12 protein-coding genes are annotated in these 13908 nt (G+C 66.1%); 2 read left to right on the top strand and 10 right to left on the bottom strand.

The genetic code is table 11. From position 1 onward, the window contains the following. Positions 1–109: 109 nt before the first annotated feature. Entirely contained in the window at positions 110–667 is a 558-nt protein-coding gene (locus AC56LU_RS01660; RefSeq protein WP_497173849.1) for a cysteine hydrolase family protein, read from the bottom strand. 477 nt (positions 668–1144) lie between these two features. Further along, on the bottom strand, positions 1145–1846 hold the full coding sequence (locus AC56LU_RS01665) for a hypothetical protein (RefSeq protein WP_497173850.1): 702 nt from the start codon (positions 1844–1846) through the stop codon (positions 1145–1147). 236 nt (positions 1847–2082) lie between these two features. Between AC56LU_RS01665 and AC56LU_RS01670 the strand changes: the two genes are divergently transcribed. After that, a complete protein-coding gene (locus AC56LU_RS01670) occupies positions 2083–2883 on the top strand; it encodes a ferritin-like domain-containing protein (RefSeq protein ID WP_497173851.1) in 801 nt (266 codons plus the stop codon). Positions 2884–2890: 7 nt separating this feature from the next. Next, positions 2891–5278 (top strand): DNA polymerase II, encoded by a 2388-nt coding sequence (locus AC56LU_RS01675; protein ID WP_497173852.1) that lies wholly within the window; start codon positions 2891–2893, stop codon positions 5276–5278. Positions 5279–5331: 53 nt separating this feature from the next. On the opposite strand, the gene AC56LU_RS01680 is transcribed toward AC56LU_RS01675, so the two are convergent. The 8 genes from AC56LU_RS01680 to AC56LU_RS01715 form a co-directional block, all read right to left on the bottom strand. Beyond that, positions 5332–6837, bottom strand: coding sequence for a tripartite tricarboxylate transporter permease (locus AC56LU_RS01680; protein ID WP_497173853.1), 1506 nt, complete (start codon positions 6835–6837; stop codon positions 5332–5334). A gap of 3 nt (positions 6838–6840) precedes the next feature. Then, positions 6841–7317 carry a tripartite tricarboxylate transporter TctB family protein gene (locus AC56LU_RS01685; protein ID WP_497173854.1) on the bottom strand — a complete coding sequence of 159 codons (477 nt, stop codon included), beginning with the start codon at positions 7315–7317 and terminating at the stop codon, positions 6841–6843. Between the two features lie 109 nt (positions 7318–7426). Continuing rightward, positions 7427–8413 (bottom strand): tripartite tricarboxylate transporter substrate binding protein BugD, encoded by a 987-nt coding sequence (locus AC56LU_RS01690; protein WP_497173855.1) that lies wholly within the window; start codon positions 8411–8413, stop codon positions 7427–7429. A 299-nt stretch (positions 8414–8712) separates the two neighbouring features. Beyond that, positions 8713–11034 (bottom strand): xanthine dehydrogenase family protein molybdopterin-binding subunit, encoded by a 2322-nt coding sequence (locus AC56LU_RS01695; protein ID WP_497173856.1) that lies wholly within the window; start codon positions 11032–11034, stop codon positions 8713–8715. Further along, the gene (locus tag AC56LU_RS01700; protein ID WP_497173857.1) at positions 11031–12041 is read right to left on the bottom strand and encodes an FAD binding domain-containing protein; all 1011 of its coding nucleotides are present in this window, start codon (positions 12039–12041) and stop codon (positions 11031–11033) included. The genes AC56LU_RS01695 and AC56LU_RS01700 overlap by 4 nt, the downstream gene beginning before the upstream one ends. Further along, positions 12038–12565 (bottom strand): (2Fe-2S)-binding protein, encoded by a 528-nt coding sequence (locus AC56LU_RS01705; RefSeq protein ID WP_497173858.1) that lies wholly within the window; start codon positions 12563–12565, stop codon positions 12038–12040. Before AC56LU_RS01705 ends, AC56LU_RS01700 begins: the two co-directional genes overlap by 4 nt. 97 nt (positions 12566–12662) lie before the next feature. Next, a complete protein-coding gene (locus AC56LU_RS01710; RefSeq protein WP_497173859.1) occupies positions 12663–13451 on the bottom strand; it encodes a DUF2145 domain-containing protein in 789 nt (262 codons plus the stop codon). Beyond that, positions 13451–13864, bottom strand: a complete 414-nt coding sequence (locus tag AC56LU_RS01715; RefSeq protein WP_497173860.1) for a hypothetical protein — start codon at positions 13862–13864, stop codon at positions 13451–13453. Before AC56LU_RS01715 ends, AC56LU_RS01710 begins: the two co-directional genes overlap by 1 nt. Positions 13865–13908 lie beyond the last annotated feature (44 nt).

Genomic DNA, 13908 nt, shown 5'->3' on the forward strand with positions numbered 1-13908 from the left:
GGCGATGGGTGATGAGTCCGGGATGACCATGGTAGCAAGCCTCTACCCGTTGCCACAATGTCACATGGGTAGGCTGTGGCGGCGCGGCCTCAATTGTGATCGACTGAGCTCAGTTGAGCGAACGCAGGACGTCTGCTACCGTGACTACGGCGGCATACTCTCCGGCAAGGTTCGCCAGCGACATGGCGTGCACTTGGTCGGCGCTGCGCGCCACGCCGGCGTGGTCAAGCCGGGCAAACGTGAAGCAGGCATCGGCGGCCACGCTCACGTCGAATCCCAGGTTGCCTGCGCTGCGCACGCTGCACTCGACCGAGATGTTGGTGCTGACGCCTGCCACCACCAGCCGCCCGATCCCGCGCACCCGCAGCCATCGTTCGAGCCCGGACTGGATGAAGGCGTCCGGCACGTTCTTCTCGACCACGTGTTCGCCCTGGCGTGGCGCGAAGGCCGGCTGGAACAGGGCGCCCGGCTGGCCGGGTGCGAATCCCGACCCTGGCGAACGCGAGATGTGGCGCACGTGGACGACCGGGGCGCCACGGCTGCGCCAGGCGTCGAGCAGGGCGGCGAGGCGGGCTTCAGCCATGGGGTTGTTGCGTGCACCCGCGCCCGGGCTGGCCATGCACTGCTGCATGTCGATGATGATCAGAGCAGGGAGGTCAAAACGCATGGCGGAAAGAGGGAGTCCTTGGAGCACACATCATAATCCAGGCGAAGGGGGGGAGCCCGCGGCTCCCGGGCAGCCATGTCGATCAGGATGGGATCGGTTACGATACATTCACCCTCAGTCAGGGCGTATTGCGAGTCTCGCGAGGGCGAACAAACTGACTCCCGAAGCCACGCCAAAGACAATCAAACCCAGGCAGTTCCAAGTCCAGCTCCACCAGAACCAGCACTTGAACTCCGGATCAGGTTCCCTGTTCGCAGCAGCATCCCGGCGCTTGAGCTCACGATTCTGTGCCAACAACATACTTATCGCAGCGATTACCAGGCCCAGGACGAATAGACTGACTGGAGCCACGGCCCTACCTGGATGAATCTTGTTATCGACAAGAGCGGAGGCAAGCGCGAAAACAGTGGCGATCCCACCAGTATGCACTGCAATGAGGAAACTCCGGGTAGAGTCCGCGAGCACACGTGAGCGCGCTTAATGATCACCTGGATCGGCCTGAAGCGCTTTCCCTCCCTCTCTTGAAGCGTCCGCCGCTCCCGCACCTGCCTGTGCCGCAAGCGCAGGTACCGCTTCTCGCGTTGTCGGCGGTGTTGGAACCGTCAAGCTGTTTTGGTCGACGGGACGAAGTTCTGCTTGCTCATGAAGCTCGGCGAGGCGCCGCAAGGTGCCGAAGTAAAAGAAGTCAAAGACGAGCAGGGCGACCAGACCCAAGAGCAAACACGACGAGCTCGTATAAGCCGTTGCTTGAGGGGGCTTTACCCAGGCCACGACTGACAGGAGAACCACGGAAAGGATATCGACGATCAGCCAACCCATGCGACGCGTCCTGTCCGGCCCCGCGAAGCCCGAAATGCACAACCACAGTGCACCGGCAAGGAACATACCTGCAAACGAAACGGCGGACGCGAAACCATGTTCGGTGGCAGCCGTCGCGATACTCACAGCCAGAAGCAAATAGATGAATAGACTGAGGCACAGGTCGATGTGAAGCTTGTTCTTGGCGCCCTGAAAGTGGACATAGTCGTCAATTGCCAACTTAAGACCGAATATGGCTTGGGCAAGTAACAGCACTCTGTAATCGCCTGTGGCGTCACCGATCTTTCCGCCCCAGATAGAAACAGTGACGAACAGGATCGCCACATAGATCACGGTGTAGACCGCAAGCGGATGGTTCACGGCATGCCCTTGAGGTTGAAATTCAACCGCTTAAGTAGATTTCTACCGGATGGTCTGAATGATAATACAGTGTGCCGCCTCGTCAAGCGTTCCGGTTGATCCTTCGCAGGATGCCGCCCTCACCTCTCAGGTGAACAGTGGGAGCGCGTCCGGACTAGCTTGGTCAAGGGGTTAGCGAGTCCCTGCGCGAGGGAGTTTGTTACACTAACGCCTTTGATCTGACCGAAAGCTGAACGATGGCGCAACCGCTGGAGCTTCGCGCATGCGCTCTGCAATCCCTGCTGGAACCCGATCCCGCCGCCAAGACCGCGGGTGTGGCGGCCCTGGTCGCAGCGCAGCGCGACGGCGACTGGCGGGTGGACCCCGATGCGGCGCTTGCTGTGCCGGATTGCATTCCCGGCCGACCCGCCCGTCCCGAACTGGTGCCGCCGCGGCAGGTCGGGCAGCGCTCGATGGCGACCGTCACAGGCCGCGCCATGCTGGTCCACGCGCTGGCCCACATCGAGTTCAACGCCGTCAACCTGGCGCTCGACGCGCTGTGGCGCTTCCCCGGCATGCCCCGGGATTACTACACCGACTGGCTGCGCGTCGCAGGCGAGGAAGCCCGGCATTTCACCATGCTGAGCGGCCACCTGGCCACGCTCGGCCATGCGTATGGCGACTTTCCGGGCCACGACAGCCTGTGGGAGATGGTCGAGAAGACCCGCGGCGACGCGCTCGCGCGCATGGCGCTGGTGCCGCGCACGCTGGAGGCGCGCGGGCTAGATGCGATACCGCCGCTGCGCGCCAAGCTGGCCCAGGCCGGCGACCTGGAAGCCGCCGCCATCCTCGACGTGCTGCTGCGCGACGAAGTTGGGCATGTCGAGATCGGCAACCGCTGGTACCTGTACCTGTGCGGCCTGCGCGGACTGGAGCCGGTCTCCACCTACGCCGAGCTGGCGCTGCGCTACAAGGCGCCGGTGCCGAAGGGCCCGTTCAACATCGAGGCGCGGCGCCAGGCGGGCTTCAGCGAAGCGGAGCTGGCGCGCTTCACCTAGGCAAGGCATGGATACCTCAGGCTTGCAGGGCTTCCTGCTGACCCGGCACTGGCGCGATACTGACGCCGGCACCGAGGTCGAATTCTGGATCGCCACCGGGAACGGGCCGCGTCGCGTGCGCCTGGCGCCCCAGGCGCCGGTCGCCTTCCTGCCTGTCGAACAGCGCGCCGCCGCCGAACTGGTGCTGCACGGCGAGAGGAAGGGATCGGGACCGGGGGGCTGGGAACTGCGCGAACTGTCGCTGTGCGATTTCCAGCACCGTCCCGTGCTCGGGCTGTACTGCCGCCACTACCGCCAGCTGCTGCGCCTGGAGAAGCGCCTGCGCGAGTTCGGCGTCGACGTATATGAAGCCGACGTACGGCCGCCCGATCGCTACCTGATGGAGCGTTTCATCACCGCGCCGGTACTGGTGCACGGCACGCCGGACCCGCAGGATCCGACCCTGATCGTGGACGCCCAGCTCAAGCCCGACGGCGACTACCGCCCGCAGTTGCGCATGGTCTCGCTCGACATCGAGACCAACCAGCACGGCGAGCTGTATTGCATCGGCATGGAGGGCTGCGGCCAGCGCCAGGTGTACATGCTGGGCGCGCCGAACGGACCCGACAGGGAGCTCGGCCTCACCCTCGAGTACTGCGCCAGCCGCGCGGAGCTGCTGGACCGCTTCGAGGAGTGGATGCGCCGCCACGACCCCGACGCCATCATCGGCTGGAACGTGATCCAGTTCGACATGCGCATGCTGGCGCAGGCGGCCGAGCGCCTGGGCCGCCCGTTGCGCCTGGGCCGCGACGGCAGCGCCATCGAAACCCGCGAGCACGGGCGCTCGGAGCATTTCTTCGTGTCGATCGCGGGACGCCTGGTCATCGACGGGATCGAGGCGCTGCGCTCGGCGACCTACAGCTTTCCTTCCTTCAGCCTGGAGTCGGTGTCGCAGACCTTGCTGGGCGAAGGCAAGGCGATCGACAATCCGTACAGCCGGATGGACGAGATCAACCGCATGTTCGCGGAAGACAAACCGGCGCTGGCCTTCTACAACCTGAAGGATTGCGAACTCGTCACCCGCATCTTCGAGAAAACCGAACTCCCGCGCTTCCTGCTGGAGCGCGCCAGCGTCACCGGCCTGGCGGTGGATCGCATGGGCGGCTCGGTGGCGGCCTTCGAGCACCGCTACATGCCGCTGATGCACCGCCAGGGTTTCGTGGCGCCCAACATCGGCGACGTCGCCGCCGCCGACAGTCCCGGCGGCTTCGTGATGGACTCGCGCTCCGGCCTGTACGACTCGGTAGTGGTGCTTGACTACAAAAGCTTGTACCCGTCGATCATCCGCACCTTCCTGATCGACCCGGTCGGCCTGGTGGCCGGCCTGGCCGAAACCGAGGAAAACACCGTGCCCGGTTTCCGCGGCGGGCGCTTCTCGCGCACCCGCCACTGCCTGCCGGGCATCGTGCGCCATGTGTGGGAAGGGCGTGAGGCGGCCAAGCGCGAACGCAATGCGCCGCTGTCGCAGTCGCTCAAGATCATCATGAACGCCTTCTATGGCGTGCTGGGCACCACGGCCTGCCGCTTCTTCGATCCGCGCCTGGCCTCGTCGATCACGATGCGCGGGCACGAGATCATGCACCGCACCCGCGCCCTGATCGAGGCGCAGGGGTACCAGGTGATTTACGGCGACACCGACTCCACCTTCGTCTGGCTCGGCGCTCCGCATGGCCAGGAGGACGCCGAGCGCATCGGCCACGCGCTGGTGGAGCACGTGAATACATGGTGGCGCGCGCACCTGCGCGACGAGTACGGCCTGGATTGCGCACTGGAGCTGGAGTTCGACACCCACTACCGGCGCTTCCTGATGCCGACCGTGCGCGGCTCCGACGAAGGCAGCAAGAAGCGCTATGCGGGACTGGTGACCAACGCGTCGGGCAGCGAGGAGATGGTGTTCAAGGGGCTGGAGACGGTGCGCACCGACTGGTCGCCGCTGGCGCAGCAATTCCAGCAGGAGCTGTACCTGCGCATCTTCAAGCGCGAGCCTTACGAGGCCTGGATGGCGGACTACGTGCAGCGCACCTTGCGCGGTGAGCTGGACGAGCTGCTCATCTACCGCAAGCGCCTGCGCCGCCCGCTCGACGAATACGAACGCAATGTGCCGCCGCATGTGCGCGCAGCGCGTATGGCGGATGCCTTCCACACCGGCCAGGGGCGGCCGGCGCAATACCGCAGGGGAGGGTGGATCCGCTATGTGATGACGACGGCGGGTCCGGAACCGCTGGAATTACAGCGCTCGCCGATCGACTACGAGCATTACCTGACGAAGCAGCTGGAGCCGATCGCCGATGCGATCCTGCCCTTCCTGGGCGATAGCTTCACGCGCCTGACCAGCCCGCAGGGCGCGCTGTTCTAGTAGCGTGGGCGGGAGACCCGCCCACGCTACCGAAATCATGCCAGGCCGACCAATCAATCGTCTTCCTGGAACGCCTCTTGACGCTTCTTGCGCAGCGACGGCAACAACACCACGCAGAGCGCGATCGCCGCCATGGCCAGCATGGTCGCGCTGATAGGGCTGCGCACGAATACCATCGGGTCGCTGTGCGAGAGCAGCAGTGCGCGGCGCAGGTACTCTTCCATCATCGGCCCGATGATGTAGCCGAGCAGCATCGGCGCCGGTTCCGCGCCGAGCTTGGCGCAGATGTAGCCGAACAGTCCGAACAAGGCCATCAGCCAGATGTCGAACTCGTTGTTGTTCAGGCTGAACACCCCGATCGCGCAGAACATCAGGATCGCCGGATACAGGCGGTGGTAGGGCACCAGGATCATCTTGACCCACAGGCCGATCATCGGCAGGTTCAGCACCACCAGGAACAGGTTACCGAACCACATCGACACGATCAGGCCCCAGAACAGCGTCGGCTGCTCGGTCATGACGGCCGGGCCGGGCTGGATACCCTGGATGATCATCGCGCCGATCATCAGCGCCATCACCGGGTTGGACGGGATGCCGAGCGTAAGCATCGGGATGAACGAGGTCTGGGCGCCGGCATTGTTGGCCGCTTCCGGCGCCGCCACGCCTTCGATCGCGCCCTTGCCGAATTCGCTGGCGTTGGGCGAGATCTTCTTTTCGATCGAGTAGGCCGAGAACGAGGCCAGCATCGCGCCGCCGCCCGGCAGGATGCCCAGCGCCGAACCGAGGAAGGTGCCGCGCAGGACCGGCGCCACGATGCGCTTGAGGTCGTCCTTGGTCAACATCAGGCCCTGGACCTTCTTCATCAGGAGGTTGCGGTCCTCGCCGTGTTCCAGGTTGCGGATGATTTCGCCGATGCCGAACATGCCCATGGCGACGATCACGAAGTTGATGCCGTCCGCCAGTTCGGGCACGTCGAAGGTGTAGCGCTGCGAGCCCGAGTTGACGTCGGTGCCGATCAGGCCGAGCAGCAGGCCGAGGATCACCATGCCGATCGCGTTGAGCAGCGAGCCGCTGGCCAGCACCACCGAGGCGACCAGGCCGAGCACCATCAGCGAGAAGTACTCGGCGGGGCCGAACTTCAGTGCCAGTTCCGCCAGCGGAGGAGCAAACAGGGCCAGCAGGATGGTGGCGACGGTGCCGGCGAAGAAGGACGACAGCGCCGCAGTGGCGAGCGCCTTGCCGGCGTTGCCCTTGCGCGCCATCTGGTAGCCGTCCAGCGCTGTCACGACCGAGGACGATTCGCCGGGCAGGTTGACCAGGATCGCGGTGGTCGAGCCGCCGTACTGGGCCCCGTAGTAGATACCGGACAGCATGATGAGCGCCGACACCGGCGGCAGGCCGAAGGTGGCCGGCAGCAGCATGGCGATGGTGGCGATCGGGCCCAGGCCCGGCAGCACGCCCACGGCGGTGCCGACGAATACGCCCACCAGGCAGTAGAACAGGTTGGTCAGGGTGAAGGCCGTCTCGAGACCCAGTCCCAGGTTGGTAAAGATCTCCATGTCTTACGCCCCTCCCAGCCATGGGCCGATGATCGGCATCGGCAGTCCGAGCAGTTTCACGAACAGCAGCACGGCGAAGATTGCGAGCCCGATGGCGAGCAGCAGCGCGCTCTTGATCTCGAACTGCTTGCTGGCGAAGGAGCTGAGCAGTACCAGCACGAAGGCGGCCGCGGGCAGGCCGGCGCCGCGCATCAGGACGCCGAACAGGATCACCGCGCCGAGGATGATGACGATGTCCCTGATGTGGAAGGTGCCGATCGCGTCATGCGCCTCGGAGCGGCGGCCGATGAAGGCGCGGATGATGCCGGCGAGTCCGACGAGCGCCAGCAGGCCCCCGAGGATGGTCGGGAAATAGGCCGGGCCCATGCGGCCGGCGGTGCCCATCTCGTTGTCCCCGATGAGGTAGATGGCGGCGAGGCCGAAAAACAGGAAGATGATGCCGATCCAGAAATTCTTCGGATGGCGGACGATGGAAGCCACTGCGAACCCCTTGTTGCTTGTTATTCGTTAGGTGTCGGCAGGCCGCGCGGGTTCCGGACGCTGGACGTCGGGCGCCGCGCAGCCTGCCGCTGCATCGATTGCGGCGGGATCAGTCGGCGTACTGGCCGGCCTTGGTGATGATCGGGCCCCAGCGCTCGATTTCCGACTTGACGTGGGCGCGCAGGGCTTCCGGACGGGCGCGGCTGTCCGCCACCGGCTCGGTGCCGAGGTCGGCGAAGCGCTGCTTGACGGTCGGGTCTTTCAGCGCCGCGCGCAGGGCGTTCGACAGGGTGTCGATGACCGGCTTCGGCGTGCCCTTCGGCGCGTACATGCCGTGCCACACCGCCACCTCGAAGCCCGGCAGGCCGGCTTCGTTCATGGTCGGTACATTCGGCATCGAGGCCAGGCGCGCCTTGGTGGTCACGCCATAGACCTTCACCTTGCCGCCCTTGATCTGGCTGGTGGTGTTGGTGGTCTGGTCGCACATCAGGTCGACCTGGCCGCCCAGCATGTCGTTCATGGCCGGACCGGTGCCCTTGTAGGGCACGGTGGTCAGGTCGACACCGATGGCGGTCTGGAACAGCATGCCGCACAGGTGCGAGGCCGAGCCCAGGCCGGCGTTGGCGTAGGTGACCTTGTCCTTGTTGGCCTTCACGTAGGCCAGCAGTTCCTTGAAGTCCTTGGCCGGGAAGTTGGCCTTGGCGATCAGGGTCATGGGCACGTCGGTGACCAGGCCGATCGGCTCGAAACTGTCCATCGCGTTGTAGCTCAGCTTGCGATACAGGGCCGGCGCGGTGGAGTGGCCGATGTGGTGCAGGAAGATGGTGTAGCCGTCCGGCGTTGCCTTGGCCACGCGCGCCGCACCGATGGTGCCGCCGGCGCCGCCGACGTTCTCGACGATGATCTGCTGCTTGAGGGTGTTGCCCATCGACTGCGCCACCAGGCGCGCCACGGTGTCGGTCGGCCCGCCGGCGGCGAAGGGCACGATCATCGTGATGGTCTTGGTCGGGTAGTTCTGCGCTGAAGCGCTGGTGGAGACTGCGGCTGCGCCCAGCAGGGCAATCGCCGCGACGGTGCGCAGGAATGTCGTTTTCATCGGTGTCGTCCTCTAACCTCGGTTTTTATCTCGGTTTATCAGTGTGGCGCTGCATGAAAGCCGTGCATACGCAGGACTGGTTTTACCAGCAAATAGATAGATTTGCAACTACGTGGAAACCCGTATGGCATATCGGAAAAGATGCTGAACAGCGCCGGAAATGGCGAAGCCGTGCGGCCCGTGGGTATCAGGCCCGCCGCCGGCGCGCGGTCACCTACGGACCACGCTGTTGAAAAAAACATACGCGCGCCACGCACTTCGCGTGACTGTTGACTGGCGCCATGCCCGGCCCGTGGAAACTAGCTCACCTGGGGCGGGTCCGCCAACGGAATCTCGTGCTCGCCCAGCAGCAGCTTGTCCGGCGTGATCGGCGTGCCGCGCAAGCGCCTGCCAGTGGCATGGAAGATCGCATTGCTGATCGCCGCCGACACCGACACCAGGCCGATTTCGCCCACCCCCTTGGCGCCGAGCTGCTGGCTGACGATGCGGTCATCCTCGTCGGCGAAGATCACCTCGATGTCGTGGACGTCGGCGTTGGTCGCCACGTGGTACTCGGCGTAGTTGTGGTTCATGAAGCGGCCGAAGCGGTGGTCGGTGAAGCTCTCCTCGTGCAGCGCCTGGCTGATGCCCCAGACTACGCCGCCGCTGACCTGGCTGGCGGCGGTCTTGGCGTTGATGATGCGGCCCGCCGCCACGGCATTCACAACCCGCGTCACCCGGACGATGCCGAGCTTTTCGTTGACCCGTACCTCGCAGAACACCGCCGAGTGAACGGCGCGGGTGTATTTGCGCTGGCGGAGCATCGACGGCTTCATGAAGAATTTTTCTTCCACGCGGTCGACACCAGCCGCTGCCAGCACCTCGCGCAGCGCGACGGCTGTTTCGGGACGCTTGCGCAGCTGGACCGCGCCGTCGGCGAATTCGAGGTCTTGCGGCCGCGCCTTGGCCAGCGGCGAGCCGGGCATGCCCTTGGCCAGCTTGATCAGGTGCTGTTTGAGCTTGTCGCAGGCGCCGTGCACGCCGCTGCCCACCGTGGCCACGTGCGACGAACCGCCTTCGACCGGTGCGAAGGGCAGGGTCGAGTCGCCCAGCTGGAAGGTAACGCGTTCCAGCGGCAGGCCCAGGCTTTCCGCGGCGATCATCGACATCACCGTATAGGTGCCGGTGCCGATGTCCGAGGCGGCGCTGCTCACCACCAGCCGCCCATCCGCATGGAACACGGCGCTGACCCGCGCGATCATCACCAGCGAATCCCACATGCCGGTCGCCATGCCCCAGCCGACCAGTTCCTCGCCCTCGCGCATCGAACGCGGCTCGACCGGCCGATCTTTCCAGCCGAAGCGCGCCGCGCCCTTGTCGTAGCACTGGCTCAGCTCCTTGCTGGAATAGGGCTTGTCCTCGAGCGGATTGCGGTCGGCATAGTTGATGCGCCTGAACTCGAGCGGGTCCATCCTGAGCTTGTACGCCAGTTCGTCCATCGCCACTTCCAGGGCGTGCATGCCGTGGGCGGCGCCGGGCGCGCGCATGTCGATCGGCGAATGGCGGTCGTGCGCCACGACCTGGTAGCCGAGCTTGATGTTGTCGCACGCGTACAGCTGCCCCGACCAGTTGACCACCACCTCGACATAATCTTCCAGGCGCGAGGTCTCCTGCACCGCCTCATGCACGATGGCCTGCAGCTTGCCCTCCAGGTTGGCGGCCAGCTTGACCCGCTGCCAGGTCTCGGGCCGGTGGCCGAAGCTGAACATCTGCTGGCGCGTCAGCACCACCCGCACCGAGCATTTCAGCTTGAGCGCCGCCATCACGGCCAGCGTCAGTTGGTATTGCGGGCGCAGGCCGGAACCGAAGGCGCCGCCCACGTAGGGGTTGCGCACCGTGACCTTTTCTTTCTTGATGCCGAAGGCGCGCGACACGTACCAGCGGTTGTTCTGCGAACTCTGGGTTTTCTCGTAGATGGTCAGGTGGCCATCCTCGCCAACCACGACGGTGCTGGCGTGCATTTCCATCGGATTGTGGTGCTCGACGCCGTGGTAGAACTGGGAGTCGATCTTCACCTCGGCCGCCTCGTATGCCTTGTCGGCGTCACCGGTCGAGCTGGGTGGCGTGAAGCCGGCCTTCATCGCGCGCGGCTTGTAGGCCTGGCCGAGCGATGCCAGCAGGTCGGTTTCGTGGGCTTCCTGCTCGTAGTCGACGCGCACCAGCTGGGCCGCGTGGCGCGCCGCCTCGAAGGTGTCGGCCACCACCAGGGCGACCGGCTGGCCGCTGTAGAAGATGCGGTCGCTGAACAGGGGCCGGAACGGCGAGCCGGCCGGCGCCGTCATGTCCTTGTATGCCAGGTCCCAGGAGTGGACCTTGGGGCGGTTCAGGTGGGTGAGCACCTCCACCACGCCGGGCACGGCCAGCGCCGCGCGGGTCTCGATGGACGTGATGCGGCCGCGCGCGACGGTGCCGCTCACCACCACGCCGTAGCGCAGTCCTTCGGCCTCGTGTTCGGCGGCGTATCGGGCCTGGCCGGTCACCTTGGCGTGGCCGTCCACGCGCGACACCGCCATGCCGGTACGTACCCGGCCGGTGCCCTCGGGCGCCGTGGGTGTGCGCAGTTCTGGAATCAGGTCTGTCATCGCTGTTTTCCTTTCGCATGCTCGGTGCCGCGCGCGGCGGTCGTCAAGGCCTGTTCGATGGCGTTGCGCGCCAGCGTGAGCTTGTAGTCGTTCTGGCCGTACCCGCGCGCGCCGTGCAGCACGATGTCGGCTGCCGCGCCGAAGGCGTCGAGGCCGGGCGTCTTCCCGACCAGCGCCTCCTCGGCTTCCTCGACCCGCCAGGGCTTGTGGGCGACCCCGCCCAGCGCGATGCGGGCCGCACGGATCGTGCCGCCTTCCAGGTCGAGCGCCGCCGCCACCGACACCAGGGCGAACGCATACGACAGGCGTTCGCGCACCTTCAGGTAGGTGGAGTGGGCGGCGAAGCGGCTGGCGTCCGGCAAGCCGATGTGGGTGACCAGTTCGCCGGGCGCCAATGTGTTGTCGAGGTCCGGGCGGTCGCCCGGCAGGCGGTGGAAGTCGGCGAATGGGATCGTGCGTTCGCCGTCTTGCGAGCGAACGTGCACGGTCGCGTCCAACGCCCGCAGCGCCACGCACATGTCGGACGGGTGGGTGGCAATGCAGTGTTCGCTGGTGCCGAGGATCGCATGCAGGCGGTTCAGGCCGTCCTTCGCGGGACAGCCGCTGCCCGGCTCGCGCTTGTTGCAGGGCGTGCCGACATCATAGAAGTAATAGCAGCGGGTGCGCTGCAGCAGGTTGCCGCCGTTGGTGGCCATGTTGCGCAGCTGCGGCGAGGCGCCGGCCAGGATCGCAGCGCTCAGCAGCGGATAGCGTTCGCGCACCAGCGGGTGGTAGGCGGTGTCGGCGTTGCGGGCCAGCGCGCCCAGGTGCAGGCCGCCACCCGGCAGTTCCTCGATTGCGTCGAGTCCGAGCCGGTTGATGTCCACGAGCGCGTCCGGCTGCATGACACCTTCCTTGATCAGGTCGAGCAGGTTGGTGCCGCCGGCGATGGCGCGCGCGCCCGGCGTGGCCAGGCAGGCCAGCGCGGCGTCGATGTCCCCGGCCTGGGTAAAGGTGAACGGGTTCATGCGAGCACCGGACCGGTCGTGAACGGTTTTCCGCCTTCACCGGGCGTGCCGTCGATACCCATCACCTGCGTCACCGCCTGGGTGATCTGCGGATACGCCCCGCAGCGGCACAGGTTGCCGCTCATGAGTTCGCGCACGTCGTCGACGGTCCTGGCCTGGCCTTCCGCGATCAGCCCGGCCGCGGAACACAGCTGGCCGGGTGTGCAGTAGCCGCACTGGAAGGCGTCGCAATCGATGAAGGCCTGCTGCAGGGGATGCAGGTCCCCGCCCTCGGCCAGGCCCTCGACCGTGGTGAGCTCGCGGCCGTCGTGCATCACCGCCAGGGTCAGGCAGGAATTGATGCGCTTGCCGTCCAGCAGGACGGTACAGGCGCCGCACTGGCCGTGGTCGCAGCCCTTCTTGGTGCCGGTGAGTCCCGCGCGTTCGCGCAGCAGGTCGAGCAGCGTCACCCAGGATGCGACCCTGAACTGCCGGTCTTCTCCATTGATGCGCAGCCGGATCGGGTATTCCTGGTGGTGGTCCATGGCCGTCCTTCCGTGAAATCCTTGCGAAGCTGCTACCTTAGCCGCCAGCCGGATCTCCTTCGGTTAGTTCACACACTTAGCATCGCAAGCGGGCGCGTCACTCCACGCCCAGGATCCTGGCTTGCGGGTCCACCATGCGCACCATCCGCACGACGGCGTCGGTGGTGACGGTGTCGATCTGCCCGGCCATGCGCCGCTCGAAGGGGTGATCGTCGAAGGCGACGTTGGCGCGGAACATGCGCGCGCCGAGGCGAACCGCTGCCGGAACCTCGACGGTGGGTGGCTGGAAGCCGATCGAGCGCAGCCATTTCTGGGCTTCGCCGCGCGTCTCGACCTGGCCGGGCGGGGCCGCGGCGGCGGCCACGGTCTCGAGCACCCACTGGTTCGAGTTCTGGTACTTCGTCGAGTACACGTAAGACAGCATGTTGTACCTGGCCTCGTGCAAGCGCAGGGGAGTGCGCGTGGCCGCCAGCGCGGCCAGCCGCGCCTGCAGCGCCGGCCCGGGGATCAGCAGCTGGGCTTCGTGCCGGTACAGGTCGGTCATGAAGAAGTTGCCCATGCCTTCGTCATACAGGCCGGATGCCGCACTGCCGCAGTCGTTCAGTTCGTGCACGACGGTCCAGCGCCCCTTCGGATGGTCGCGCACCGCGATGCCCATGTGCGAGTAGCGCAGGCCGTAGCGGCTCAGGTCCTGGCCGGCCCGCGATACCAGCGCGGCCCGGGCGCCGCTGGCGTCGAGTGCCTCCACCGTGCGCTGTGCCAGATCCATCGAAAGCACAAGCTCGTGCGGGGCGAGCGGGCGTTCCTCGCAGGGCTGGCCGGCGCGGGCCGGAACACTGGCGGCCAGCAGGGCCAGGATGACCGCGGCGAGCAGGCGTCGTGTCATCAGCTTGCCCTCGAATGGTGCAGCAAGGCCTTGCCTGCTTCGTTCGGGAGGAAAGCCAAGGCCTTGCCCGACATGACCAGGACGTAGCCGGTGGACGCCGTTACCACCTCGAGTGCGGTGCCTGCCGCAACAGACAGGCCGCGCGCGGCGCGGCCGGACAGCCGTACCGTGGCGCGGCTGGCGTCCACGGCGCTTTCGAGTACCACTTCGATACCGTCGCCGACTGTCCGGACGCTGGCGACGACGACGCTGCCGGCGGCGGCGAGGGTCAGGATGGAGCCGCCGACGACTACGCCGGACAGGTTGGCGCTGGCGTTCGACAGCTCGGATTGGCCGGCGTGGCCTGCAGCCTGGCCTGCTCCGCAGGCGAGCGCCAGAACGGTGGCGAGGAGGAGTCGCTTGGATGAGTGCATGATGTTCTCCGTATGAAGGTGAACGCATCATGCGCAGCCAGTAT

Source organism: Telluria sp. PB2R4, assembly GCF_059685695.1.

Bases quoted from the DNA above. Each gene is read 5' to 3' on its own strand.
- AC56LU_RS01660 (WP_497173849.1), bottom strand. From the start codon at position 667: ATGCGTTTTGACCTCCCTGCTCTGATCATCATCGACATGCAGCAGTGC.
- AC56LU_RS01670 (WP_497173851.1), top strand. From the start codon at position 2,083: ATGGCGCAACCGCTGGAGCTTCGCGCATGCGCTCTGCAATCCCTGCTG.
- AC56LU_RS01675 (WP_497173852.1), top strand. From the start codon at position 2,891: ATGGATACCTCAGGCTTGCAGGGCTTCCTGCTGACCCGGCACTGGCGC.
- AC56LU_RS01680 (WP_497173853.1), bottom strand. From the start codon at position 6,837: ATGGAGATCTTTACCAACCTGGGACTGGGTCTCGAGACGGCCTTCACC.
- AC56LU_RS01690 (WP_497173855.1), bottom strand. From the start codon at position 8,413: ATGAAAACGACATTCCTGCGCACCGTCGCGGCGATTGCCCTGCTGGGC.
- AC56LU_RS01695 (WP_497173856.1), bottom strand. From the start codon at position 11,034: ATGACAGACCTGATTCCAGAACTGCGCACACCCACGGCGCCCGAGGGC.
- AC56LU_RS01700 (WP_497173857.1), bottom strand. From the start codon at position 12,041: ATGAACCCGTTCACCTTTACCCAGGCCGGGGACATCGACGCCGCGCTG.
- AC56LU_RS01705 (WP_497173858.1), bottom strand. From the start codon at position 12,565: ATGGACCACCACCAGGAATACCCGATCCGGCTGCGCATCAATGGAGAA.
- AC56LU_RS01710 (WP_497173859.1), bottom strand. From the start codon at position 13,451: ATGACACGACGCCTGCTCGCCGCGGTCATCCTGGCCCTGCTGGCCGCC.
- AC56LU_RS01715 (WP_497173860.1), bottom strand. From the start codon at position 13,864: ATGCACTCATCCAAGCGACTCCTCCTCGCCACCGTTCTGGCGCTCGCC.